Origin of the sequence: Flexivirga sp. (assembly GCF_051955415.1) — a bacterium.
Lineage (GTDB): Bacteria > Actinomycetota > Actinomycetes > Actinomycetales > Dermatophilaceae > Flexivirga.
In genome coordinates this window covers 1-24,281 of record NZ_JBQCGS010000066.1, presented here as the reverse complement: position 1 = coordinate 24,281, position 24,281 = coordinate 1, and the positions used below count along the sequence as shown (strand labels likewise).

Annotated in this window: 24 protein-coding genes and 1 pseudogene; 6 read left to right on the top strand and 19 right to left on the bottom strand. The window is 69.1% G+C overall.

The features are described 5' to 3' along the window. Nucleotides 1-165: 165 nt before the first annotated feature. The 3 genes from ACTHL4_RS11160 to ku form a co-directional block, all read right to left on the bottom strand. Nucleotides 166-678 (bottom strand): amino-acid N-acetyltransferase, encoded by a 513-nt coding sequence (locus ACTHL4_RS11160; protein WP_440282838.1) that lies wholly within the window; start codon nt 676-678, stop codon nt 166-168. 175 nt (nt 679-853) lie between these two features. Next, on the bottom strand, nt 854-3,379 hold the full coding sequence (locus ACTHL4_RS11155) for an ATP-dependent Clp protease ATP-binding subunit (RefSeq protein WP_440282837.1): 2,526 nt from the start codon (nt 3,377-3,379) through the stop codon (nt 854-856). 267 nt (nt 3,380-3,646) lie between these two features. Beyond that, entirely contained in the window at nt 3,647-4,672 is a 1,026-nt protein-coding gene (gene ku / locus ACTHL4_RS11150; protein ID WP_440282836.1) for a non-homologous end joining protein Ku, read from the bottom strand. A 105-nt stretch (nt 4,673-4,777) separates the two neighbouring features. Between ku and ligD (ACTHL4_RS11145) the strand changes: the two genes are divergently transcribed. Then, nucleotides 4,778-5,737 carry a non-homologous end-joining DNA ligase gene (gene ligD, locus ACTHL4_RS11145; RefSeq protein ID WP_440282835.1) on the top strand — a complete coding sequence of 320 codons (960 nt, stop codon included), beginning with the start codon at nt 4,778-4,780 and terminating at the stop codon, nt 5,735-5,737. Nucleotides 5,738-5,818: 81 nt separating this feature from the next. Beyond that, a complete protein-coding gene (gene ligD / locus ACTHL4_RS11140) occupies nt 5,819-6,739 on the top strand; it encodes a non-homologous end-joining DNA ligase (protein WP_440282834.1) in 921 nt (306 codons plus the stop codon). 131 nt (nt 6,740-6,870) lie between these two features. On the opposite strand, the gene ACTHL4_RS11135 is transcribed toward ligD (ACTHL4_RS11140), so the two are convergent. From ACTHL4_RS11135 to ACTHL4_RS11110, 6 genes are all read right to left on the bottom strand, one after another. Further along, nucleotides 6,871-7,197, bottom strand: a complete 327-nt coding sequence (locus ACTHL4_RS11135) for a histone-like nucleoid-structuring protein Lsr2 (RefSeq protein WP_440282833.1) — start codon at nt 7,195-7,197, stop codon at nt 6,871-6,873. Nucleotides 7,198-7,330: 133 nt separating this feature from the next. Further along, nucleotides 7,331-7,507, bottom strand: coding sequence for a hypothetical protein (locus ACTHL4_RS11130; RefSeq protein ID WP_440282832.1), 177 nt, complete (start codon nt 7,505-7,507; stop codon nt 7,331-7,333). A 274-nt stretch (nt 7,508-7,781) separates the two neighbouring features. After that, nucleotides 7,782-8,288: a methylated-DNA--[protein]-cysteine S-methyltransferase gene (locus ACTHL4_RS11125; protein ID WP_440282831.1), complete on the bottom strand. Its 507-nt coding sequence runs from the start codon at nt 8,286-8,288 to the stop codon at nt 7,782-7,784. Continuing rightward, complete coding sequence (locus tag ACTHL4_RS11120) at nt 8,285-9,784, bottom strand: AlkA N-terminal domain-containing protein (RefSeq protein WP_440282830.1); 1,500 nt, start codon at nt 9,782-9,784, stop codon at nt 8,285-8,287. The genes ACTHL4_RS11125 and ACTHL4_RS11120 overlap by 4 nt, the downstream gene beginning before the upstream one ends. A 63-nt stretch (nt 9,785-9,847) precedes the next feature. After that, a complete protein-coding gene (panC, locus tag ACTHL4_RS11115; RefSeq protein ID WP_440282829.1) occupies nt 9,848-10,738 on the bottom strand; it encodes a pantoate--beta-alanine ligase in 891 nt (296 codons plus the stop codon). Further along, on the bottom strand, nt 10,739-11,626 hold the full coding sequence (locus tag ACTHL4_RS11110) for a Rossmann-like and DUF2520 domain-containing protein (protein WP_440282828.1): 888 nt from the start codon (nt 11,624-11,626) through the stop codon (nt 10,739-10,741). An 80-nt stretch (nt 11,627-11,706) separates the two neighbouring features. Here ACTHL4_RS11110 and ACTHL4_RS11105 point away from each other — a divergent pair, with 80 nt between their 5' ends. Then, nucleotides 11,707-12,654 (top strand): SAM-dependent methyltransferase, encoded by a 948-nt coding sequence (locus tag ACTHL4_RS11105; protein WP_440282827.1) that lies wholly within the window; start codon nt 11,707-11,709, stop codon nt 12,652-12,654. Between the two features lie 4 nt (nt 12,655-12,658). Here ACTHL4_RS11105 and ACTHL4_RS11100 read toward each other — a convergent pair whose 3' ends face one another. Continuing rightward, nucleotides 12,659-13,507, bottom strand: coding sequence for a hypothetical protein (locus tag ACTHL4_RS11100; protein WP_440282826.1), 849 nt, complete (start codon nt 13,505-13,507; stop codon nt 12,659-12,661). A 278-nt stretch (nt 13,508-13,785) separates the two neighbouring features. Continuing rightward, entirely contained in the window at nt 13,786-14,358 is a 573-nt protein-coding gene (locus ACTHL4_RS11095; protein ID WP_440282825.1) for a CGNR zinc finger domain-containing protein, read from the bottom strand. A 145-nt stretch (nt 14,359-14,503) separates the two neighbouring features. Between ACTHL4_RS11095 and ACTHL4_RS11090 the strand changes: the two genes are divergently transcribed. Both ACTHL4_RS11090 and ACTHL4_RS11085 read left to right on the top strand, forming a co-directional pair. Continuing rightward, the gene (locus ACTHL4_RS11090; RefSeq protein WP_440282824.1) at nt 14,504-15,475 is read left to right on the top strand and encodes an EamA family transporter; all 972 of its coding nucleotides are present in this window, start codon (nt 14,504-14,506) and stop codon (nt 15,473-15,475) included. Between the two features lie 25 nt (nt 15,476-15,500). After that, nucleotides 15,501-16,661: pseudogene (locus ACTHL4_RS11085) on the top strand (NADH-quinone oxidoreductase subunit D). Nucleotides 16,662-16,770: 109 nt separating this feature from the next. Here ACTHL4_RS11085 and ACTHL4_RS11080 read toward each other — a convergent pair. Next, on the bottom strand, nt 16,771-17,529 hold the full coding sequence (locus tag ACTHL4_RS11080) for a sugar isomerase domain-containing protein (protein ID WP_440282823.1): 759 nt from the start codon (nt 17,527-17,529) through the stop codon (nt 16,771-16,773). A 133-nt stretch (nt 17,530-17,662) separates the two neighbouring features. Continuing rightward, the gene (locus tag ACTHL4_RS11075; protein ID WP_440282822.1) at nt 17,663-18,505 is read right to left on the bottom strand and encodes a sigma-70 family RNA polymerase sigma factor; all 843 of its coding nucleotides are present in this window, start codon (nt 18,503-18,505) and stop codon (nt 17,663-17,665) included. Nucleotides 18,506-18,616: 111 nt separating this feature from the next. Between ACTHL4_RS11075 and ACTHL4_RS11070 the strand changes: the two genes are divergently transcribed. Continuing rightward, a complete protein-coding gene (locus ACTHL4_RS11070) occupies nt 18,617-18,946 on the top strand; it encodes a VOC family protein (protein ID WP_440282821.1) in 330 nt (109 codons plus the stop codon). A 148-nt stretch (nt 18,947-19,094) separates the two neighbouring features. Here the strand turns inward: ACTHL4_RS11070 and ACTHL4_RS11065 are convergent, their stop codons facing one another. The 6 genes from ACTHL4_RS11065 to ftsH all read right to left on the bottom strand — a co-directional run. Further along, a complete protein-coding gene (locus ACTHL4_RS11065; RefSeq protein WP_440282820.1) occupies nt 19,095-20,126 on the bottom strand; it encodes a GNAT family N-acetyltransferase in 1,032 nt (343 codons plus the stop codon). A 27-nt stretch (nt 20,127-20,153) separates the two neighbouring features. Further along, a complete protein-coding gene (locus ACTHL4_RS11060) occupies nt 20,154-20,654 on the bottom strand; it encodes a DUF3180 domain-containing protein (protein WP_440282819.1) in 501 nt (166 codons plus the stop codon). Further along, nucleotides 20,639-21,532 (bottom strand): 2-amino-4-hydroxy-6-hydroxymethyldihydropteridine diphosphokinase, encoded by an 894-nt coding sequence (folK, locus tag ACTHL4_RS11055; protein WP_440282818.1) that lies wholly within the window; start codon nt 21,530-21,532, stop codon nt 20,639-20,641. Before folK ends, ACTHL4_RS11060 begins: the two co-directional genes overlap by 16 nt. Continuing rightward, complete coding sequence (gene folP, locus ACTHL4_RS11050) at nt 21,529-22,383, bottom strand: dihydropteroate synthase (RefSeq protein ID WP_440282817.1); 855 nt, start codon at nt 22,381-22,383, stop codon at nt 21,529-21,531. Before folP ends, folK begins: the two co-directional genes overlap by 4 nt. Next, complete coding sequence (gene folE / locus ACTHL4_RS11045) at nt 22,383-22,979, bottom strand: GTP cyclohydrolase I FolE (protein ID WP_440282816.1); 597 nt, start codon at nt 22,977-22,979, stop codon at nt 22,383-22,385. The genes folP and folE overlap by 1 nt, the downstream gene beginning before the upstream one ends. Further along, nucleotides 22,948-24,281: ATP-dependent zinc metalloprotease FtsH (gene ftsH / locus ACTHL4_RS11040; protein ID WP_440282815.1), on the bottom strand; the 1,334-nt coding region annotated here is incomplete at its 5' end. The genes ftsH and folE, both read right to left, overlap by 32 nt.

Sequence of the window (24,281 nt, the reverse complement as noted above, 5' to 3'; positions counted from 1 at the left end):
CTTCTGTCGCCTCGGAACACGCGTGGATCACCGAGTCGCGGCATGCCACCTCGCTCGGCACGGTGCTCTACGTCCGGTGCGCGGTGTGCGGCGCGCGCCGGGTCGATCTGCATCCGGCCGCCGGCGCGGCACCGCAGGGCGCGAGCCGGGTCGTTCCGGCAGCGTTCAGAGGGTCAGGAGCATCCGGTGGTTGCCCAGGGTGTTGGGCTTGACCCGGTCGAGATCGAGGAATTCCGCCACGCCCTCGTCATACGACTGGAGCATCTCGGCGTAGACATCCGGCTCGACGGGTTCACCGTCGATCTGCTCGAACCCGTGCGCGGTGAAGAACCCCACCTCGAAGGTCAGGCAGAAAACCCGTCGGACGCCGAGCTCGCGCGCCCGGTCCAGCAGGGCGGTGAGCAACGTGCTGCCGATGCCCTGCCCCTTCTCCTCGGCGGCCACGGCCAGGGTGCGGACCTCGGCCACGTCCTCCCACATCACGTGCAGCGCGCCGCACCCGACCAGCCGGTCCGCGCGGCCGACGACGAGGAACTCCTGCACGCCCTCGTAGTAGGCGACCGCCGGCTTGGGCACGATGGCGCGCGACTCGACATACGGCTTGGTCAGCTCGCGGATCCCGCGCACGTCCGTCGCCTGGGCCGGACGGAGGTGCAGGGCCGGGTCGCGCAGTGTCATGCGCCCATCTTTCCGCAGGTGATGCCGGCAGGGCGTGCCCGCCCCGCCAACGACGAGTGCGCTCCGCGTCCACAACCAGCGACCGTTGCCGGAAACGCACAGCGGCAAGGGCCGGGCCGAAAGAATCCGCCCGGCCCTTGCCGGTCACGATGCGGGCACCGCGGCCCGCGACGTGTTAGTCCTTGCCGAGATCGATGCCGCCGGCGGTCTCGACGGTGAGCCCGTCCGGGGCCTGCGGCTTCGGGCTGCCGGCGAAGGTGAACTTCGCATCCCGGCCCTCGCCCTCGACGTCGACCAGCACGATCTCGCCGGCGCCGATCTCGCCGTAGAGGATCTTCTCGGACAGCACGTCCTCGACCTCGCGCTGGATGGCGCGACGCAGCGGACGGGCGCCCAGTGCCGGGTCGTAACCGCGCTCGGCCAGCAGCTTCTTGGCTGCGGACGTGAGCTCGATCGCCATGTCCTTGTCCTTCAGACGCTCGTCGAGGTCCGCGATCCGCAGGTCGACGATCTGCACGATCTCCTCCTGCGTCAGCTGCGGGAAGACGATCGTGTCGTCGACACGGTTGAGGAACTCGGGCCGGAAGTGCTGCTTGAGCTCGTCCTGGACCTTGGCCTTCATCTTCTCGTAACCGGTGGAGCTGTCGTTGCCGGACGCGAAGCCCAGCGAGACGCCCTTGGCGATGTCACGCGTGCCGAGGTTGGTGGTCATGATGATCACGGTGTTCTTGAAGTCGACCACGCGGCCCTGGGAGTCGGTCAGCCGGCCGTCCTCCAGGATCTGCAGCAGCGAGTTGAAGATGTCCGGGTGGGCCTTCTCGACCTCGTCGAACAACACCACCGAGAACGGCTTGCGGCGGACCTTCTCGGTCAGCTGTCCACCCTCTTCGTAACCGACGTAACCAGGAGGCGAACCGAACAGCCGCGACACGGTGTGCTTCTCGGAGAACTCCGACATGTCCAGCGTGATCAGCGAGTCGTCGTCGCCGAAGAGGAACTCCGCGAGTGCCTTGGCGAGCTCGGTCTTACCGACACCGGTCGGACCGGCGAAGATGAACGAACCGCCGGGACGCCGCGGGTCCTTCAGGCCGGCGCGGGTGCGCCGGATCGCCTGCGACAGACCCTTGATCGCGTCGTCGTTGCCGACGATGCGCTTGTGCAGCTCGTCCTCCATCCGCAGCAGTCGGCTGGACTCCTCCTCGGTCAGCTTGAACACCGGGATGCCGGTCGAAGCGGCCAGCACCTCGGCGATCAACTCCTCGTCGACCTCCGCGACGACGTCGATGTCGCCGGCCTTCCACTCCTTCTCCCGCTGCTCCTTGGCCTGGATCAGCTTCTTCTCGTCGTCACGCAACGAGGCGGCCTTCTCGAAGTCCTGCCCGTCGATCGCCGACTCCTTCTCGCGGCGCACGTGCGAGATCTTCTCGTCGAACTCGCGCAGGTCCGGCGGAGCGGTCATCCGGCGGATGCGCAACCGGGCGCCCGCCTCGTCGATCAGGTCGATCGCCTTGTCCGGCAGGTGCCGGTCGTTGATGTAGCGGTCGGCCATGTTGACCGCACCGACCAACGCCGCATCGGTGATCGTCACCCGGTGGTGCGCCTCGTAGCGGTCGCGCAGACCCTTCAGGATCTCGATCGCGTGCGGGATCGTCGGCTCCTGCACCTGGATCGGCTGGAAGCGGCGCTCCAGCGCGGCGTCCTTCTCGATGTGCTTGCGGTATTCGTCGAGCGTCGTGGCACCGATGGTCTGCAGCTCGCCACGGGCCAGCATCGGCTTCAGGATCGACGCGGCGTCGATCGCGCCCTCGGCGGCACCCGCACCGACCAGGGTGTGGATCTCGTCGATGAACAAGATGATGTCGCCGCGGGTGCGGATCTCTTTGAGAACCTTGCGCAACCGCTCCTCGAAGTCGCCTCGGTAACGGCTGCCGGCGACCAGCGAACCCAGGTCGAGCGTGTAGAGCTGCTTGTCCTTCAGGGTCTCGGGCACCTCCCCGCGGACGATGTCCTGGGCCAGGCCCTCGACGACGGCGGTCTTGCCGACGCCCGGCTCGCCGATGAGAACGGGGTTGTTCTTGGTGCGCCGGGACAGCACCTGCATGACCCGCTCGATCTCCTTGTCACGCTGGATGACCGGGTCGAGCTTGCCCTCGCGGGCGGCCTGCGTCAGGTTGCGGCCGAACTGGTCGAGCACCAGCGAGCCGGCCGGGGTGCCGCTCTCCTGGCTGCCCTGCCCGACGCCGGCGCCCTGCGGCTCCTTGCCCTGGTAGCCCGAGACGAGCTGGATGACCTGCTGGCGCACGCGGGACAGGTCGGCGCCCATCTTGACCAGCACCTGGGCGGCGACGCCCTCACCCTCGCGGATGAGGCCGAGCAGGATGTGCTCGGTGCCGATGTAGCTGTGGCCCAGCTGCAGGCCCTCGCGCAGGGACAGCTCGAGCACCTTCTTGGCGCGCGGAGTGAACGGGATGTGGCCGGACTGGGTCTGCTGGCTGGGGCCGATGATCTCCTGGACCTGCTCGCGCACCGCGTCCAGGGAGATGCCGAGGCTCTCCAGCGCCTTCGCGGCCACACCTTCGCCCTCGTGGATCAGGCCGAGCAGGATGTGTTCGGTGCCGATGTAGTTGTGGTTGAGCATGCGCGCCTCTTCTTGAGCGAGCACCACAACTCGCCGGGCGCGGTCGGTGAACCGTTCGAACATCATTAACTCCTCGGGTAGCTCGCTACCATCGATGCTAACCGCAGCAACTGATCGGGCCCGCGGTCAACCACGGACCGGGCACAGAGTGCAGCACGTCTTGTGGCGGACAACGCCGGCAGCCGCCAGCATGTTCCGTCCCGCGGCCGTCCGGCGCCTTGTTCGCGCAGAGCGAACAAGACCGGGTCTCCCCGTGTGGATAACATCCCCGCATGACGGCCGAACACATCGGCGTGCTGGGCCACGAACCAAATATGGGCGTTGCACCCGTCAGCCGGCCTTCTTGGCCGGTTTCTTGGCCGGCTTCTTCGCCGCCGACGTGGAGGTCGACTTCTTCTTCGCTGCCGATTTCTTGGCTGCGGTCTTCGTGGCCGTCGATTTCGTGGCCGTCGATTTCTTTGCCGTCGATTTCTTGGCCGCGGATTTCTTCGCAGCCTTCTTCGCGGGCTTCGCGCTGTCCTGCGCAGCGTGCTGGTCGCCGGCCGGCGCGTCCTGCTCGTCGACCGGCTCGCCACGGGACTTCTTGGCCCGGTTGACGCTCTGCTGCAGCGCGGCGAGCAGGTCCAGGACCTCGCCGCCCTCGTCCTCCCGCTCCGGCAGTGGTGTGACCTCGTTGCCCTCCAGCTTGGCGCGCACGACCTCCTTGACCGCCTGCTCGTAGTCGTCGTGATAGTCGTCGGGGTCGTAGTCGCCGGACAGCGAATCCACCAGCATCCCGGCCATCGCCAGCTCGGCGGACTTGGGCTCGACCTCCTTGGCGTCGTCCAGCACACCGAAGTCGGCACTGCGGATCTCGTCCGGCCACAGCATCGTCTGCAGCACGATGACCTCATCACGCACCCGCAGCAGCGCCACGGTCGAGCGGGTGCGGATCGACACCGTGACGAGCGCGACCCGATCGGTGGCCTGCAGCGCGTCGCGCAGCAGGACGTAGGGCTTGGCCGACCCCTTGTCGGGTTCGAGGTAGTAGCTCTTGTCCAACAGCAGCGGATCGATCTGCGCACTCGGCACGAACTTGTCGACCGCGATCTCCTTGGTGTTGCTGACCGGCAGCTCCGCGAGGTCGTCGTCGGTCAACACGACCATCTGGCCGTCGTCGGTCTCGTATCCCTTGGCGATGTCGTCGTAGGACACCTGCTCGCCGTCGATCGAGCAGACCCGCTGGTATTTGATGCGTCCACCGTCCTCACGGTGCACCTGGCGGAACTGCACGTCGTGGTTCTCGGTGGCGGAGTAGAGCCGCACCGGGACATTGACCAGGCCGAACGAGACGGCACCCTTCCAGATAGCACGCACAGGTCGATTGTGCTGTGTCGGTGTGACAGACATCAAGCGAGCACCGCGTCGCCGATCACCGCAGCTGGTGGCATGCCGTCCGGCGGTTCGGGGCAAGATGGCTGCATGCGCCCCATGCTCGCCACACCCGCGGACACCGTGCCGGAGGGCGAGGACTGGCTGCACGAGGTCAAGTGGGACGGTATGCGCGTGCTGGCACACGTGTCGGGAGCGTCGGTGCGCCTCACCTCGCGCACCGAGCGGGACGTCACCGTCGCCTTCCCCGAACTCGTCGCCCCGGACGCCGGGCTGCACGGGTATGACGACCTGCTCCTCGACGGCGAGGTGGTGATCCTGGCCGACGGCGTGCCGTCCTTCGCGGCCCTGGCGGAGCGTTTCAACGTGTCCGACGCGGCCATGGCCGCCCGGCTGGGCGCGGCCGCGCCCGCGACGTTCCTCGTCTTCGACGTGCTGCAGGCGATGCAACGACCCACTCTGGCCATGCCGCTGCGTCAGCGGCGGCAACTGCTGGAGGGGCTGCAGCTGGCCAGTGCCCGGATCCAGGTGCCACCGACCTTCACCGATGGCGCGCAACTGGCCGAGGCGACAGCCGCGCAACACCTGGAAGGCGTGGTGTCCAAGCGGGCCGGTTCGCCATACCGACCGGGACGGCGCAGCCCCGACTGGCGCAAGATCGTGCACCGCCGCACCGACTCCTTCGTGATCTGCGGCTGGCTGCCCGAGCGGGACAACGACCTCGCGCTCGGCTCGGTCTACCTGGCGACGCCGACGCCCGAGGGTCCGCTGCTCTATCGCGGACGGGTGGGCTCGGGCCTCGCCGGCACCCGTGGTGTCGGCCTGCTCACCCGCTTGCGCGAGCTCGCCGCCGATCATTCGCCGTTCGAGCAGGATCCACCGGTCGAACCGGGACGGGGCGGCATCCGTTGGGTGCACCCCGAACTCGTCGCGGACGTGGAGTTCCTCGGCATCTCCGACGGCGGTCAGCTGCGCCAGCCGCGCTGGCGCGGCATCCGCGCCGACCTGACCCCCGCCGAACTCGCGGCGACCGAGACGGAGTCTCGGTGAAACCTCCGCGGGCGGAAACCGGGGGTCCCCGCGAAGTATCGGAGCAGCGAAGCGGGCGAGAACTTCGTGGGGTGGGAGCCGATGGCTGACGGGCAGATCATCGCCGAGGTGGGCGGCCGGCGGCTCAAGATCGGCAATCTGGACAAGCTCATCTACCCCGGCACGGAAACCACCAAGGGCGAGGTCCTGCATTACTACACCCAGGTCGCCGGACCGTTGCTGAGCGTGCTGGCGCAGCGGCCGGTCACGCGGATCCGGTGGCCGCACGGCGTGGCCGACCTGTCGTTCTTCGAGAAGAACCTGCCACCGGGGGCTCCCGCGTGGTTGTCCCGCGTCACCCTCCCCTCGTCGGGGTCACGGAGCACCGGTGACCGGATCACCTATCCGGTCGTCACCGATCTGGCCGAGCTGGTCTACCTGGTCAATCTGGCGTCGCTGGAATTCCATGTCCCGCAGTGGCGGCTGCGGGACGACCGGCCGACCGCACCGGATCGCCTGGTGGTCGATCTGGATCCGGGCGCACCAGCCGGTCTGCCCGAGTGCGCCCGGCTGGCGCTCATCGTCCGCGACCGACTGGCCCGCATCGGCCTGACCCGCTGTGTCCCGGTGACGTCCGGCAGCAAGGGCATGCAGCTGTATGCCGCCCTCGACGGCGGCAGCGGTGGCGGCCGCAGCAGCGAGGAGGTGCGGGATGCGGCACGCGAGCTGGCGCAGGAGCTCACCCGCGAGCACCCGGATCTGGTGGTGTGGAAGATGACCAAGTCCAAGCGGCCCGGAAAGGTGTTGCTGGACTGGTCACAGAACACCGCCGCGAAGACGACGATCGCTCCCTATTCGCTGCGCGGTAAGGACCGGCCGACCGTCGCCGCACCCCGCACCTGGGAAGAGATTGAAAGAGGCGCTGAACACCCGGACAGCCTGCGACAAATATTGTATGACGATGTGCTGGAAAGGCTGGCCGTGCACGGTAACTTGTTCGCCGACGGGCTCGCCGGCGACTGACTGACGTCCTGGCGCCTTTCCGATCGGTGGCCGGTGGAGTTTCGGGTCGGTGCCACACACGAAGAACGCCATCCGGTGCGCACAATGCGCACCGGATGGCGTTCTTGCCGGAAGTTTCTCCCAGGAAAGACTCAGCCGTTGGCCCGGGCGTATGCCTCTTGGACCTCGGCCGAGACGCGGCCACGGTCGCTGACCTTGAAGCCATTCTTGCGGCCCCAGTCACGGACCTTGTTCAGATCGGTGCGGCCGGCCGAACGCGTGGGCGCGGCGACCCGTGTCCGGCCGCGAACCGCACGCGCGTGACCGATCCACTTGGCGAAGTCGTCGCGCAACTGGGCGGAATTCGCGGCGGAGAGATCGATCTCGTAGGACTTGCCGTCCAGCGAGAAATTGACGGTCTCGCTCGCCTCCGACCCGTCCAGGTCGTCCTCGAGCAGAATCTGCACACGCTGAGCCATACGTCGTACTCCTACCGGGGGGGGTTTTCGAAGATTTCGAAAACCAACGCTAACACAGCGCTCTGCGCAGCAGTTGTATTAATTGCAGCGTGACATTCTTTGTTTTCCGGGCGGCCTATTGCGGCCGCGCAGGTCACTTCGTCTCGTCGGGACTTTCCGGCCCCGAGGCGCGATCCGCGGCTTCCGCACGCTCCCACTGCGCGTGCGCAATGCGCTCGCGGCGGTCGGCCTCCATCATGTGCTTGAGGATCACGTAGAGCAGGTAGAGCAACCCGATCGACGGGATCAGAGTCGCGATATATGGCCACACCCCACCATGGTAGGTGTCGTCGCCTGGTGCCCCGACGCGACTCGGCCACCCGTACCAAAGTCTCCCCAGGGCAGGGATCGGTACGCTGCCACCCGGCCACCCGTACCAAAGTCTCCCCAGGGCAGAGTCCGGTACGCCACACACCCAGCCACCCGTACCAAAGTCTCCCCAGGGCAGAGTCCGGTACGCCACACACCCAGCCACCCGCACCAAAGTCTCCCCAGGGCAGAGTCCGGTACGCCGCCCCTCCTCGCGGCATACCCGACGGGGGCGCCTAGAACAGCGCCTGCGCGTCACGACCGGATTCATGCGCGAGCAACCACCGCTTGCGCTCGATGCCGCCGCCGTAGCCCGTCATGCTGCCGTTCGCCCCGATCACCCGGTGGCACGGGATGACGATGGAGATCGGGTTGCGGCCGTTCGCGAGACCGACCGCGCGGCTCGCCGTGGGGCTGCCGATGTGCTGCGCCAGCTCGCCGTAGCTCCACGTCTGCCCGAACGGTATGTCGCACAGTGCGCGCCATACCCGTTGCTGGAAGTCGGTGCCCTGCGGCCGCAGCGGCAGGTCGAATTCGGTGCGTCGCCCGGCGAAGTACTCGCTCAGCTGCCGGACCGCCTGGACCAGCAGCGGGTCCTCATCGGCCCGCTCGCCGTATTCGGACGGATCGGCCCCGTGCTTGTGCACCTCCATGTAGACGCCGACGATCTCGTCACCGTCGGCGACGACGGAGACCGGACCGATCGGAGTCGGCTCCACGACCGTGAATCTGTGCTTGCTCATCCGTGGCTCCTTGCCTGCTCGGGAAGCTGGTTGATCTCGTGCGGGCCGCTGGCCCACAAGTGTTGTACGGCGTAGGCACGCCAGGGGCGCCAGGGCGACGAGGCGTCCTGGGCCGCGCGTCCCTGGTCCGGCAGTCCGAGTCGTGCCATCGCCTGCCGGACACCCAGGTCCGTCGCCGGGAAGGCATCGGGATCCCCGAACGCCCGCATCGCGACACCCTCGACGGTCCACGGCCCGATGCCCGGTAATGCCAGCAGATCCTGTCGCGCGCTCGTCCAGTCGGCGCTGGCCGACACGTCGATGTTCCCGTCGGCCAACGCAGTGGCCAGCCCGCGCAGGGTGAGCCGCCGGCTCTGTGGCATCGCCAGGGTGCCGTCGGACGCGCCGGCGACTGCGGCAGCATCCGGGAAGACCGCCGTCAGCCCGCCGTCCGGGTCGTCGATCCGCTCGCCGTGGGCCGCCACCAGACGGGCCGCGTGGGTGCGAGCGGCCCGGGTCGAGATCTGCTGGCCGATCACCAGCCGCAGCGCCAGTTCGGCGCCGTCGACCGTGCGCGGCACGCGCCGTCCCGGTGCGGCGGCCACCAGCGGCCCGAGCACCGGATCTGCCGACAGGTGGGCGTCGATCGCCTGCGGGTCCGCGTCCAGGTCGAGCAACCAGCGGCAGCGGCTGATCGCGACCGGCAGGTCGGCCAGATCGTGCAACCAGACACGAGCGGCGACATACCCGTCCTCCGGTCGCAGCGCCACGACAGCCGGGCCGTGCGGCAACCGCAACGTCCGCCGGTAGGTGTCCTGACGCCACTCCTCCACACCCGGCACCGCGGTCGCGACCAGGTGCCCGAAGAGGTTGTCGAAGCGGAGCGGCCGACGGTAGGGCAGCCGCAACGGCAGGTGGTGCCAGGCGCTACGTGTCTGGACCTGCTCCACGGCGACTCTCGAGTGCGAGCGAAGTTGACGAGGCGCCATGGCGAAGACCGCTCGCACGGTGTCGTTGAACGACCGGATGCTGCCGAACCCGGCCGCATGTGCGACCTGGGTCAGCGGCAGCGTGGTGGTCTCGATCAACACCCGCGCCGTCTGCGCGCGCTGTGCCCGGGCGAGCGCCAGGGGCGACGCACCGAGCTCGGCTCGGACCTGCCGCTCGATCTGTCGCGTGCTGTAACCGAGCCGTCGGGAGAGGCCGTCGATGCCCTCCCGGTCGACGACCCCGTCGGCGATCAGCCGCATCGCCCGCGCGACGAGGTCGGCCCGTGCGTTCCACTCCGGGGATCCGGGACTGGCGTCGGGTCGGCAGCGTTTGCAGGCGCGGAATCCATGGGCCTGGGCCGCAGCTGCGCTGGGGTAGAAGGTGATGTTGCGTGCCTTCGGCGGCGTTGCCGGGCAACTGGGGCGGCAGTAGATGCCGGTCGTGCGCACTCCTGTCACGAACCAGCCGTCGAACCGGGCGTCGCGGGACCGCACGGCCGTCATACAGGTCTGCTGGTCGGTGATCATGCGGTCCAGTCTGCTCCGCGTCAACAACAATGACTAGCCGAAACACGACACGTCGGTTTTCTGCTACTCGACGTCCGCGCCGGGACCGATCTCGAGCGGCATGTTGTCGATCAACCGGGTCGTGCCGACCTTCGCGGCGACCGCGAGCAGGGCCGGTCCGCGGTACCACTCGGGCACCTGCTCCAGTGACTCCGGGTGCACGAGCACGAGGTAGTCCACGAGTGCGAGCGGCTCTCGGACCAGGACGTCCCGGGCAGCTCGCCGCACGGCCGCCGGACCGGCGGCGACCTGCTGTGCGCCGGCTTGCAGGGCACGCGAAAGACTGAGCGCCACGTCACGATCGGCCGCACTCAGATAGGTGTTGCGGCTGCTGAGCGCCAAGCCGTCGTCCTCGCGCACGGTGGGTACGGCGATCACCTCGACCGGGAAATCCAGATCGCGCACCATGCGCCGGATCAACAGCAGTTGCTGGGCGTCCTTCTGCCCGTAGAAGGCGAAGTCCGGCTGGACGAGGTGCAACAGCTTCGCGACGACGGTGAGCACACCGTCGAAATGTCCCGGGCGGGACGCACCTTCGAGCACCTCGCCGAGCGTGCCGGCGGACACCCGCACACCCGGCTCGCCCTGCGGGTAGACGACGTCGGGCGTCGGGGCGAAGACCAGCCCGACACCCTCACGGGCACAGATGCGCAAGTCCTCCTCCAGAGTCTGCGGATAACGGGACAAGTCCTCGCCGGCCGCGAACTGCAAAGGGTTCAGGAAGATCGTGACGATGACGTGGTCGGCCGATTGCTTTGCGGTGCGTATCAATTCGGCATGCCCTTCGTGCAGGGCACCCATCGTCATGACGGTCGCGACCGTGCCACGCAGCGACTTGCGGGCCGGCAGCAGATCCTCCCGTGTGTGTGCGACGACCGGCCCGGACGCCACCGGGTTGTGCACCGAGGTGTTCATTCAGTCCTCTTCCGTGGTGAGCAGATCGAGCATGGGTTGCACGGACTCGGCGGGCATCGCGCGCCGCGCGGCGGTGCGCGCGGCCGTCGCCGTCGCGAGCGCCCGGTAGGCACGCCGAATGTCGTCGGGCTGGTCCCGGAGCGCTTGCAGATGGGCGCTCACGGTGCCCACGTCACCGCGTGCGACCGGCCCGGTGAGCGCACGGTCGCCACGCTGGAGGGTGTTCTCCAGTGCGGCTTCGAGCAACGGTCGAAGCAACCTGGCCGGATCGTCCACGCCGATGCCCCGCAACAGCTGCCCGGACTGCGCGACGATGGTGGTCAGGTGGTTCGCGGCGTGCGACAGCGCGGCGTGATAGGTCGCCCGGTCCTGGTCGGCCAGCCGGAACGGCTCTCCACCGAGGTCCAGCGCGAGGGCGTCGGCGACCAGATCCGCGCCCATCGAGGCGGTCACCGCGATCGGAGTGCCGACGATCCGGTCGACGTCGCCGGGTGCGCCGGTGAACGTCATGACCGGATGCAGCACGACAGCGTCTCCGCCTGCTTCGACGACCGGCTGCAGCACGTCCAGGCCACGCAGCCCGCTGGTGTGGACCGCGAGCCGTCCGCCGGCCCAGGCGCCCTGCGCGGCGAGCCCGGAGACCAGTGGCCCGATGGCGTCGTCCGGAACGGCCAGCAGCACGACGTCGGCCGCCGACACCACGTCCGGCACCTCACGCACGGGCACCCCGGCAAGCAGCGTCGCCGCACGCTCCCGCGACGCGTCACTGACGGCGCTGACCGCGACGATCTCGTGCCCTGCGGCACGCAACGCCGCCCCGAGCACCGACCCGACCCGGCCGGCGCCGACGACCCCGACGCGCAGGGTCGGACGTTCCAGTTGATTCACCCGGACGACGCTAGTCGACGCAGGCCGAAGCGGGACGAACCGGGGGACGCCGGTGCCGGCGGTGCACCTAGGGTGCAGGAATGGTGTGGCAGTCCTGGCGCTCGGCGTGGCACGAGGCGCTGTACGGCCCGGACGGCTTCTACCGTCAGCCCGTCGGCCCGGCAGGACATTTCGCGACCTCGGCACAGGGCATCCCGGGCGGCGGACGGCTGCTGGCGCGGGCCGTCGGCATCCTCGCCGAGCGGTCACGGTGCCGCCGGATCGTCGATGTCGGAGCGGGTCGTGGCGAGCTGCTCCGGGAGTTGTCGGCGCTGCAGACCGGGTGGGAGTTCACCGGTGTCGACGTGGTCGATCGACCGGACGGGCTGCCCGCAGATGTCGGTTGGCTGACCGCCCCCGGCGGAAGCACCCTGCCGGCGGCCCTGTGCGGACTGCAGGACACCCTCGTCCTCGCCCACGAATGGCTCGACGTCGTGCCGTGCTCGGTCGTCGAGTACGACGGCAGGGTATGGCGCGAGGTCGACGTGGACCCGTGCGGCGCGGAGCGCCTGGCCGGGCCGGCGCCCGAGACGGAATTGCTGTGGTTGGAACGGCATGGGCCCGCGAGCCCGAGGCACGGTGATCGTGCTGAAGTCGGCATCACCCGCGACGAGGCCTACCGGCAGCTGCGCGACCGGCTCCACAGCGGCATGCTCGTCGTCGTCGACTACGGCCACACGCGGGCCACGCGCCCGCGGTCGGGCACGCTCACCGGCTTCCGCCAGGGGATGCAATGCCTCCCGCTGCCCGACGGCAGCACCGACATCACCGCGCACGTGGCGATGGACACCCTCGGAGCCGGCGAACTGCTGCGTCAGCGCGACATTTTCGAGCAACTCGGGCTGCGGCCACAGCAGCCGGACATCGCATGGGCGAGCACGGACCCTCCGGCATACCTGCGAGCGCTCGCCGAGCGCAGCGGCTACACGCAGCTCACCGCGACAGGCGGCCTGGGCGACTTCTGGTGGGCGATCGACCGGATCGGTTGAGGCCTCAATTGCTCGGTCGAAAGGTGCTGATGATCTCCTCGAGGGTCTCGGTGGACAACTGCTTCGGGCCGTCGGTGATCCGCACCGCGACCAACTGGTAGGACTTGCCGCCCGAGGAGAAGGTCACCGTCCGCACCTCGTAGTGCTTGCCCTTGTCGCACTCGTCGGGTGCGCCCACCGGGGTGGTGATGGTGTATTCCAGTGCCGGGATGGTGCCCTGGTTGACCTTGATCTGCTTCGGGTCGGAGAGCTTGCCCTCCTGGGCGTGGGAGCCGTCCTCCTTGATCGCGAGGGCGTCGGCGAACTTCTGCGCCACGTCCGGCCCGGCATCCGACGGGTCGCGCTTGCCGATGTTGACCAGGCCGAGCCAGGCGATGTCGGCCGTCTTCTTCTGCGCGCAGTAGCCCTCGGCGAAGGCGGCCGGCGCCTTGGCGATGACGAGCGTTTTGCCGGTCTTCGGATCGCCGTACCCGCGCAACGTGTCGGTCGAATCGAGCGTCCAGTCGTCGCTCTTCGGCACGTCGAAGGCACCTCGGCCGTCGGTGGCCTGTTGCGCCTGCCAGCCGGCCTTGAGCGGCCGCGCACCCACACCCAACGTGGGGTTCACCCAGGTCGTCGCCTTCACCGGCGGGAGCGCACTGGTGGAACCCGAACCGGCCGCCTGCTTCGGGGAGTCGTCTCCGCGGGTGAACGCGAAGATCGCCACCGCAGCCACGATCAGCACGAGCGCGGCGGCCAGGCCGAACAGCACCTTGCCGCGGCCGCCACCCCCACCGCCCTGCTGAGGGACCTTGACGCCCTCACCCGACGCAGCGGAGAAGCGGTCGTAGTAGGAACTCTGCGGATTGTTCATGGTCGGACCCACAGTGGGCCCGGTCTCCCCCGTCGACCACGGCGGCGGTTGCGGCCCGTGACCACCGGTGGCCCAGGGTTGCTGTGGGCCACCAGTGACCCACGGCTGCTGTTGTCCACCGGTCCACTGACCGCCCGTGGCGCCGCCCGGAAGGCGATGACCCCCGCCGTGACCCCCGCCGTGACCCCCGCCGTGCCCCCCGGTCCCCTCGGCCGGCGGTTGATGCTGTCCACCCTGGCGGTCCGGCTGCTCCGGCCACTGGCCGTTCCCTTGATCGCTCACGGCTGCAGGCTACCTTTCGCGGTGTCCTCGGCGCCCTCGGTCAGTCTGGCCCGGTATGCCGCAACGGCCAGCCGATTACCGCAGCCCGCCTCGCAATACCGCTTGGAACGGTTGCGCGACAGGTCGACGAGCAGACCCTCGCAGTCCGGTGCCGCACACCGACGCAGCCGTCCGAGTTCGCCCGCCCGAACCAGGTCGACCATCGCCATCGCGAACTCGACCACCCAGCGGGAAGCGAGCGGCGCATCGGCCGGCGTCGCATGCAGGTGCCAGTCCCAATTGTCGTGCCGGACCAGTTGCGGCAGCGCCGACTCCCGGCGCAACAGGGCGTTGACCCCCTCGACGACGACCGTCTCGTCGTCGGTCCACAGCGCTCGGATCTCCGGCCGGATCGCACGGATCGCGGCGCGTTCGGCGTCGTCTCCGACGACCGGGCCACTCCACTCCCAGGTGTGCACGAAATCCAGGTAGGACTGTGGCTCCAGCAACGGGTCGGGTTCCTCGACCGCGGTGTTCGCCAACGTTGCGGCGCTGGTCAGCGCCACGCGCGTGTCATGGGCAAAAAGCATTTTGACTCCTGTCTGCACCACACCCTACGATCAGTGTCTGTCATGGGCAAACCATCAGATTGCTCATGACTCGCAGATCCGCTGCGCGACACCGCACGCTGCACCACCACCGACATACCCATCGATCAGCTCCAGGGAGGTTCACGTGACCACCGACGTCGTGACGACCCAAGGCGTTCCCGCCGGATTCGGGCCGACCGCGCGACCCGCCGGTCCCGGCGTCGGCACCATCGGCGTCGCGCTCGCCTCCGCCGCTGCGTTCGGCACGTCGGGAAGCTTCGCCACGGCACTGCTCCAGGCCGGCTGGACGCCGGGTGCCGCGGTGACGGCACGCATCGGCCTGGCCGCCCTGGTGCTGGCACCGCCCACGGTCTTCTCGCTGCGCGGCCGTCGCGGGCTGCTGCGACGCAAGGCGCTGCCGATCGTGCTCTACGGCCTCACCGGTGTCGCCGGTTGCCAGCTCGCCTACTTCTACGCCGTGCAGCATCTGTCGGTCGGTGTCGCGCTGATGCTCGAATACCTCTCCCCCGTGCTGCTGGTGCTCGGCTTCTGGGCCTGGACCAGGCAGCGCCCCGCTGTCGCCACACTCGTGGGCACCGTGATCTGCATCGGTGGGCTGATGCTGGTGCTGGACATCTTCGGCGACGCGCACCTGTCGCTCACCGGAGTGTTGTGGGGCCTCGGTGCTGCGCTCGGATCCGCCGGCTATTTCATCATCGCCGGGCGAGCCGACGACGAGTTGCCCCCGCTCGCCCTCGCCGGAGCCGGTATGGCGGCCGGCGCCGTCTCCCTCGGCGCGCTGGGTGTCGTCGGCATACTCCCGATGCACGCGAGCACCCAGGAGGCGACGGTCACCGGCAGACAGCTGCCCTTCTGGATCCCGCTGATCGCGCTAGCCGTCATCTCCACGGCATTCGCCTACCTCACCGGCGTGGTCGCGGCGCGCGGATTGGGCCGGACGGTGGCGTCCTTCGTCGCGCTCGCCGAGGTGCTCTTCTCCGTGCTCTTCGCCTGGCTGTTGCTCGGCCAGTTGCCGCTGCTGATCCAGTTGCTGGGCGGTGTGCTGATCGTCGGAGGTGTCGTGCTGGTGCGACTCGGCGAGCTGCGACGTCGCTGACCGATGCCTTTGGCAGACTGACCGCATGCCAGAACGCGAGCTCACCGTCGGAGTAGGTGCCGGTGGTCTCGCGACCGCCGACATGGTGCTCAACATCGGACCGCAGCACCCGGCCACGCACGGGGTGCTGCGGCTGCGCATCACCCTCGACGGCGAGCGCATCAGATCCGCCGAACCGATCGTCGGTTACATGCACCGCGGCGCCGAGAAGCTCTTCGAGGTGCGCGACTACCGGCAGATCATGGTGCTGGCCAACCGGCACGACTGGTTGTCCGCCTTCTGCAACGAGATCGGCGTCGCGCTCATCGCCGAGCGGATGCTCGGCATGGACGTCCCCGAACGCGCCACCTGGACGCGCACCCTGTTGAGCGAACTCAATCGGGTGCTCAACCACCTGATGTTCCTCGGGTCCTATCCACTCGAGCTCGGCGCGATCACCCCGATCTTCTACTCCTTCCGCGAACGGGAGGACCTGCAGAACGTCATGGAGGAGATCTCCGGCGGACGGATGCACTACATGTTCGGCCGGGTGGGCGGCCTACGTGACGACCTGCCGGCCGGTTGGCTCGGCCGGGTGAGCCGGACCATCGAGCTGGTGCGCGGCCGGCTCCCGGACCTGGAAAGCCTGTTGATCGGCAACGAGATCCTGCACGCACGCACTCGCGGTGTCGGCGTGCTGGATGCGAAGACCGTTGCGGCATACGGCATCTCCGGGCCGATCGCCCGCGCCTCCGGCGTCGACGTCGACCTGCGGCGCGACCAGCCCTACCTCAACTACGCCGAACTCTTCGCGCCCGGCGGCCCCGGACGGGTGGTCACCCGGACCGAAGGCGATTGCCTCGCCCGGCTGGAGGTGCTGCTCGAGCAGGTGCACGTGTCGCTGGACATCGCGCAGGTCTGCGTCGACAAGCTCGCCAGCATGCCCGCCGGACCGGTGAACGTGAAGTTGCCCAAGGTGCTCTAGGTGCCGGAGGGCACCGATTACCTGGCGACCGAGAACCCCCTCGGCTTCAACGGCTACTACCTGGTCTCACGCGGGGACAAGACTCCGTGGCGGCTGAAGCTGCGGTCGGCCTCGTTCAACAACATCCAGGTGCTCGGTGAACTGCTGCCTGGCAATCTGCTGTCGGACATGGTCGCAATCCTCGGCTCGATGTTCTTCGTCGTCGGGGACATCGACAAGTGACCGGGCCGCTGGTCTCGATACGTTCCCCGGCTGCGCTCCTCCACTACCCTTCGATACGCCCGCTCATCCCTCGCGGGCTACTCAGGACGACGCTCGACCGACGCGTGGCTCAGGCCCCGCGGATGAGGCGGTCGCCATACACGTCCTCGAGCTTCTGGTTGCGCTCGTGGCCGCCGGGCACGTTGGCGGAGATGTAGACCGGGGGCTCGGCGTTCTGCGCGAGCTTCTCGATGGTGCCCAGGGTCAGCAGCTGGGCGATGAACGCCGCCGTGAGCGAGGAGACCGCACCGGCGCCGTTGCCGTCGACCTCCATCGTCGTGTCTCCGTATGGCGCCAGGTTGTCGATCACCACATCGGCGATCTCGCTGAGACGCTTCCCGCTCGGGTGCTTCGGCTCCACTGCGGCGGTGTGCTCCAGGCTGGTCACGGCGATGACTGGGTGGCCGTGTTCCTTTGCGGCCAAGGCGAATCCGACGATCGAGCCGTTGACGCCGGAGTTCGAGGCGATGACGACGACGTCCTGCGGCGACGCCGGCACGAGCGCCCACAGCTTCTGCGCGATCTGCGGGTCGCGCTCGAGCAGACTGCTGCCGAGCATCGATCGGTCCTCGTCCCCGCGCAGCACCAGATCGCGCAGCGCGATCTTGTTCGTCGGGATGAGTCCGCCGGCCCGGCCGGCGAGCTCCATCGCGAACGCCTCGGAGTGCCCGGTGCCGAAGACGTGCACGACACCGTTGTCCGCGATCGAGTCGGCCAGCAGGGCGATCGCCGGGTCCAGTCCGCCGCTCTCGGCGAGTGCGGTGATGCGCTCCAGGCGGCTGGTGGTCTGTGCGAGGAAGTCGGCGGCGACACTGCGCGAACTGCTCATCTGTTGGCTCCAGAAGGGGTGACGAGGACACCTCGGTCGAGGCCTCTTGATCGTACGGCGTGCAGGTCGCCGCGGCGGTCACCGGCGCCCCGACGTCGATGGCCGGCGTCACGTCCACCACCCCGCTACGACCTCAACGCTTGCGGACCGTCGCCAGCAGCTCCGGATCTGCCCGCAGATCGATGCGGTGCACCAGCCCCTCGTCGATCGTGAAGTCGAACGCGACCTTGTACTCGCCACGGTGCAGCCAGGCAAGTCCCGCACGGTCCCCGATGAACACCGGGAACGCGGTCTTCGCCCCGCCGTTGAGCAACTGCACGGCTTGCGCACGACCGGCCAACCGTGGTGTGCCGAGCGCGACCGCGGCGGAGTCGGCGCCTTCGATCACGACATCCGGGGCCAGCAGCCCGAGCAGCGTGTCCAGGTCACCTCCCTTGGCGGCATACAGGAAGGCGTCGACCACCGCGGCGCGGTCGATGCGCTCGGCCGGCGACTCGTGGGACGCCTCACCCGCGACCTTGCCGCGCGCGCGAGAAGCCAGCTTGCGGGCAGCGACGGGTGACGTCCCGAGGATGGTGGCGACGGTCGGGAAGTCCACCGCGAAGCTGTCGTGCAGCACGAAGGCGACACGCTCGGAGGGGCTCAGGCGGTCGAGGACGACCTGCAGCGCGCTACCCACCGAGTCGGCGAGCACGACGTCGTCCACCGGGTCCGGCGCCGTCTCGTCGAGATCGAGGTCCTCCTCGGGTTCGGGCAACTTGCTGCGCAACCGGTCCAGGCACAGACGCGTCGTGACCGTGGTCAGCCAGCCCGGCAGGTTGTCGATCACAACTTCGTTGTGCGCCAAGCGGATCCAGGCGTTCTGCACGACGTCCTCGGCCTCCGCGTGATCACCGAGCAGACGCTCGGCGATCCGCGCCAGCCGAGGACGCTCCGCCTCGAACGCGGCCGTCTGATCGTCCACCCCGGCACCCATGTCCGCCAGTCCATCACACCTGCACCCGCCGCGGTCACACTTGCGCGCAGCTGCTCGTCATCACAGTGACGCACCGATGTGCGCCACCACTGCCGAAGAGAGGAACTCACGATGGGCAACTTCCGAACCGTCCTGCTCCCCACCCAGGACCTCGCCGCATCACGCGCGCTCTACATCGAATTGCTGGGTGTGCAACCGAGCGCCGACTCCGACTACTACGTCGGCTTCGACGTCGACGGCCAGCAGATCGGTCTGGTGCCCGGCAACACGGCGGTGCAGCCCAATCTGCATGTCGACGACCTGGAGGCGTCGATGAAGCTGGTCACCGATGCCGGCGGCTCGGTCGTCGACGAGCCGCGCGAGGTCGGCGGTGGTCGACGCGTCGCCGTCATACAGGACCCGTCCGGTGCGCGCTTCGGCCTGATCCACGACGCAAGCTGACCGGGCTCCTCTCCACCGAGCGGACACCATACGCATCGAGCGGACACGTCATTGACGGGTTGAAGGCGGGAATGACGTGTCCGCTGAGTGTGTTTGTGTCCGCTCGGTGAATGGGGCGCGGGCGGGCGGACGAGCGGTGGTGCCGCGCCTACCCGAGGTGCGAGGAGTCGAGGAGGAGATCACGGTGCCAGCTCTCCGTCTTGTATGACGTCAACCAGCCCAGCGAGGTGTAGAGCCCGTCGGCCCCTGTCGGTGAGTCCGCATCGACCTCGAGACCGACGCGGTTGCAACCGGATTCGAGCGCGTCACGGATCACGGTGTGCAGCAACGCCTTGGCGACACCGCGACCGCGCGACCGGCGGTGGACCCCGATGTAGTCGATGTAGCTGCCCAGGGCACCGGAGGCGTCCGCCGGGATGATCGTCCCGACCACGGCTCCGCCGGGCAGCAGCCGTCCGTCGGTCTCGACCTCGGCCAGCCACCAGTGGTCCCAGCGGTGTCCGGGGTCTTCCCGCAGCCGCTGGACGAACTCCGGGAAGCTCTCCCGGTAGGAGTTGAAGTGGTCGGCGAAGGACTGCTCCAGGACCAGGTGCACCGCCTGCAGGTCCGCCGCGACCGGGGTGCCGTCGTCGTGCAGCGCGATGCGACGCACGGCGACGCCTTCCCGAGGACCCGGCAGCGCGGCGTCCTCGGCGGTCACCGGCCGGCTCATCTGCAGCCAGGTCCGGGCCAGACGGAAACCGGCCGCGGCGAGCCAGCGCTGCTGGCGGTCGTCCCCGGCATACGCACCGGAGTCCAGCTGGGTGCTGCTCAGGCCACGCACCCTCATCATGGTGCGGGCTTCCTCGCGCGCCCAGTCGAGGAGCCCGGCGGCGAGCTCGTCCGGAACGGCAGGACGTGCGGTGACCTCCACGACGGTGCGCCCGGCGGCACGGTCGTGCACGACCACCCAGGCGACGGCGACTCCGCCGGCGTCACGCACCAGCGCCTGTCGCCGCGTCCACGATCCGACGCCGGCGACGTTCGAGGCCACCATGTCCGGGTCGACCGAGCTGCTGCCGTGCGCGGCGCGCTGATGCGCGGCCAGCAAGGCGATGATGTCCGGGACGTCCGGCAAGTCCGGGACGCTGGTGACGAAACCCGGCGGGACCGCGGGCATGGGCAGGATCGGTTCGCTCACGGCATACAGTCAAGCGCACCGTGCGCCTCACGCACGCAGCGAACCGCCTGGTGAGTTGTCGTCGTCGTCCTTGTCCTGGGGGATCCGGCACCAACCCTGCACCACCAGACCGACGACGACGGCGAGGACCGATCCGACGAAGAGCACGATCGCCTGGATCATCCCGCCGAGAGCGCTGCCGGCGTCCAGCCGTCCCAGCTCGGTCAGCGCGAACGCCCCGAACCAACCGGCGAACATGGCGCCGGCCAGCACCCAGGCCTGCGCCGCGACGAGTGCGCGCCGGGCCTTCTGCGGGGAGGGGGGCCGGGTGGAGGTGCCGTGCAGGTAGGCGCGCACCTCCCAGCGGGCCGACAGCACCGCGAACGACAACAACACCAGCGTGACCAGCAGGAACCACGACATGTGCGGCAGCCCGTGCCCGTGCGCCGTCGTCCATCGCAGCACTCCGTAACTGATCAGCAGCACGACGACGCCGACACCGGCCGCGTGCCGCCAGGTGAGCCCGGACTCGTTCACAATGGCCGCCACTGCGGGCCGACGCGTATGCCGATAGTGTCCGCCGCACGCAGGAGGCCGGCCACCGGCACGATCTTGGGTCCGACACGCAGCCGGGCCTGCGGATCCGCCGCGAGCCACGGCGCGAGCACGAACGCGCGCTCGTGGGCACGGGGGTGCGGCAGGGTGAGCGCATCGGTCTCGACACGGAGGTCGGTGTCCGCGGCCGGATCGCCGACCTGGATCAGGTCGAGGTCCAAGGTGCGGGCGCCCCACCGGATCTCACGGGTGCGTCCTCGGCCTGCCTCGATCTCGTGCAAGCGGTCGAGCAGCGTCCACGGCGCCAGTCGCGTCGTCCCGACCGCGACCGCGTTGAGGTAGTCCGGCTGTTGCGGTCCGCCGACCGGGTCGGTCTCGAAAAGGCCGCTGACCTCGATCAGTTCCAGCCCCTCCACGCGACCGAGTGCCCGCACCGCGGACGCCAGTGTCGCGACCCGGTCACCGAGGTTGGCGCCCAGCGCGATGACCACGGGCCGATGCTGTTCACGACGGATCGACACCGCCGGACCGGAGAGCCCGATCGGCGAGAAGTCCACTCCCGCAGGGGCATCCGGTTTGTGCACGGTCACCTCGACGGCCTCAGCGGCAGGCCGAGCGAGCACAGACTCGGCGATCTGTTCGGCGAGGTGCTCGATGAGGTCGACGGGTGGCTGCAGCAGGATCCGCTCGGCGTCCTGGGCGACGTCCGCATAGCTGATCGTGCGGGCCAGGTCGTCGGTGGCGCCGGCCGCGGAGAGGTCGCACTCGATCACGATGTCGACGAAGAACCGCTGCGGCTCACGCTTCTCGTGCGCGAGCACACCGTGCGGTGTCGTGACGGCCAGCCGGGTGAGGGTGATCCGGTCCGTCATCCGCGGGCCTCGCGGAGATGTGTGACGACGTCGCACGCGGCGAACGTCGAACGCACGTCGTGCACGCGGATGGCCCAGACCTGCGCCTGCGCCAGCACCACGGACACCGCGGCAGTCGCGAAGTCGCGCTGCTCGGCGGGCACCGGCCCACCGTCGGGGCTGCCCATCCGAGCGAGGAACGACTTGCGCGACGCACCGACGAGCACCGGCAGCTGCATCTGCTGGAATGCCGAAAGATGCTGCAGCAGAACCCAGTTCTGGTCGGCAGTCTTGGCGAACCCCAACCCGGGATCGATGACGATCTGCTCCCGCGACACGCCGGCGTCCAGTGCCGCGCCGACCTGATCGGCGAGCTCGCGGCATACATCCGCGGTGACGTCGTCATAGATCGCGCGCGACTGCATGTCGTGGCTGTGCCCGCGCCAGTGCATCACGACGAATCCGGCACCGGTCCGCGCGGCGACGACGGCCATCTGCGGGTCGGCCAATCCACCGCTCACGTCGTTGATGATCCGCGCACCCGCAGCGACGGCGGACTCGGCGACCTCGGCACGCATCGTGTCGACGGAGATCCACGCCCCGGCTTCGGCCAGCCCTTCCACGACGGGTATGACGCGCGCCAACTCCTCCTGCACCGTCGGCCGCTGCGCGCCCGGACGGGTCGACTCACCACCGATGTCGATGATGTCCGCGCCCTGCGCGACGAGCTCGCGCCCGTGCGTGATCGCCGCTGCGGCGTCGAAGTAGCGGCCGCCGTCGGAGAAGGAGTCGGGGGTGACGTTGACGACCCCCATGACCAGTGGCCGGTCGGCGGGACGGTGCGGCAACACGGAATTCGCTGCCGCAGTCATCAGCGTCGGCTCTGGGCGTTGATCAGGCTCATCGCCTCGGCGCGCGTGGCGGCATTGGTCAGCTGCCCGCGGACCGCGGAGGTGATGGTCATGGCTCCTGGTTTGCGTACGCCGCGCATCGACATACACAGATGCTCGCACTCCACGACGACCAGTACGCCCTGGGCGTGGAGGTGTTCGACGAGCGCGTCGGCGATCTGGGAGGTCAGCCGCTCCTGCACCTGCGGCCGCTTGGCGAAGACGTCCACCAGCCGGGCGATCTTGGACAGGCCGGTGACGCGGCCGTCGGCCGCCGGGATGTAGCCCACGTGCGCGACGCCGTGGAACGGCACCAGATGGTGCTCGCACGTCGAGTAGACCTCGATGTCGCGGACGATGACCAGCTCGGAGTGGTCGACGTCGAAGGTGCGGCTCAGTGCCTCCTGTGGCGTCTGCCAGAGCCCGGCGAACGTCTCCGCGTAGGCCCGCGCGACCCGGCCGGGGGTGTCCTTCAGGCCCTCCCGGTCGGGGTCCTCGCCGACGGCGAGCAGCAGCTCGCGCACCGCGGCTGCTGCTCGCTCCAGATCAATCTTCGGTGGGGTCGACATACCCGCCATCCGGCACCTCGACGACCGCCTCTGGCGGATGCACCTGACCGGCCTGCTGCCGGTCCTCCTTGTCCAGGTCGACACCGCGGGACAGCGCCTCACGCTCGGCCGGGGTCAGCACCGGGGGCCGGTCGCTGACGTTGCGGCGGTCGCTGGACAACCACACCTTGCGCCGGGGGCGCGTGTGCACGTCCTTGAAGACCTCCTCCAGCTGGTGCACGTTGAGCGTCTCCTTCTCGAGTAGCTCGAGCACCAGGTTGTCCAGGATGTCGCGGTTGTCGTTGAGGGCGTACCAGGCCTCGTCGTGGGCGGCCTCGATCAGCCGGCGCACCTCCTCGTCGACGACGCCGGCGAGCTCCTCGGAGTAGTCGCGCTCGTGGCCCATGTCACGGCCGAGGAACACCTCGGAGTTGCCGGAGCCGAGCTTGATCGCGCCGACCCGCTCGCTCATGCCGAACTGGGTGACCATCTTGCGCGCCAGGCCGGTCGCCTTCTCGATGTCGTTGGCGGCGCCGGTGCTCGGGTCGTGGAAGACGATCTCCTCGGCGACACGGCCACCGAGCGCATAGGCCAGCTGGTCCAGCAGCTCGTTGCGGGTCGTGGAGTACTTGTCGTCGACCGGCAGCACCATCGTGTAACCGAGGGCGCGGCCACGCGGCAGGATGGTGATCTTGCTGACCGGGTCGGTGTGGTTGAGCGCCGCGGCGACCAGGGCGTGCCCGCCCTCGTGGTATGCCGTGATCTTGCGCTCCTTGGCGCTCATCACGCGGGTCTTCTTCTGCGGGCCGGCCATGACCCGGTCGATCGCCTCGTCGAGGGCGCGGTTGTCGATGACCTGCGCGTTGGAGCGCGCCGTCAGCAGGGCGGCCTCGTTGAGGACGTTGGCCAGGTCGGCGCCGGAGAAACCGGGCGTACGACGGGCGACCTGCAGCAGGTCGATGTCCTTGGCCATCGGCTTGCCCTTGGCGTGCACCTGCAGGATGGGGTGGCGCCCGCCCTTGTCGGGGGCCTCGACCGCGATCTGCCGGTCGAAACGGCCCGGGCGCAGCAGCGCCGGGTCGAGGATGTCGGGCCGGTTGGTCGCGGCGATCAGGATGACGTTGGTCTTGACGTCGAAGCCGTCCATCTCGACCAGCAGCTGGTTGAGGGTCTGCTCGCGCTCGTCGTGGCCGCCGCCGAGACCGGCGCCACGGTGCCGGCCCACCGCGTCGATCTCGTCGACGAAGATGATGGCCGGGGCGTTGGACTTGGCCTTCTCGAAGAGGTCCCGGACACGGCTGGCACCGACGCCGACGAACATCTCCACGAAGT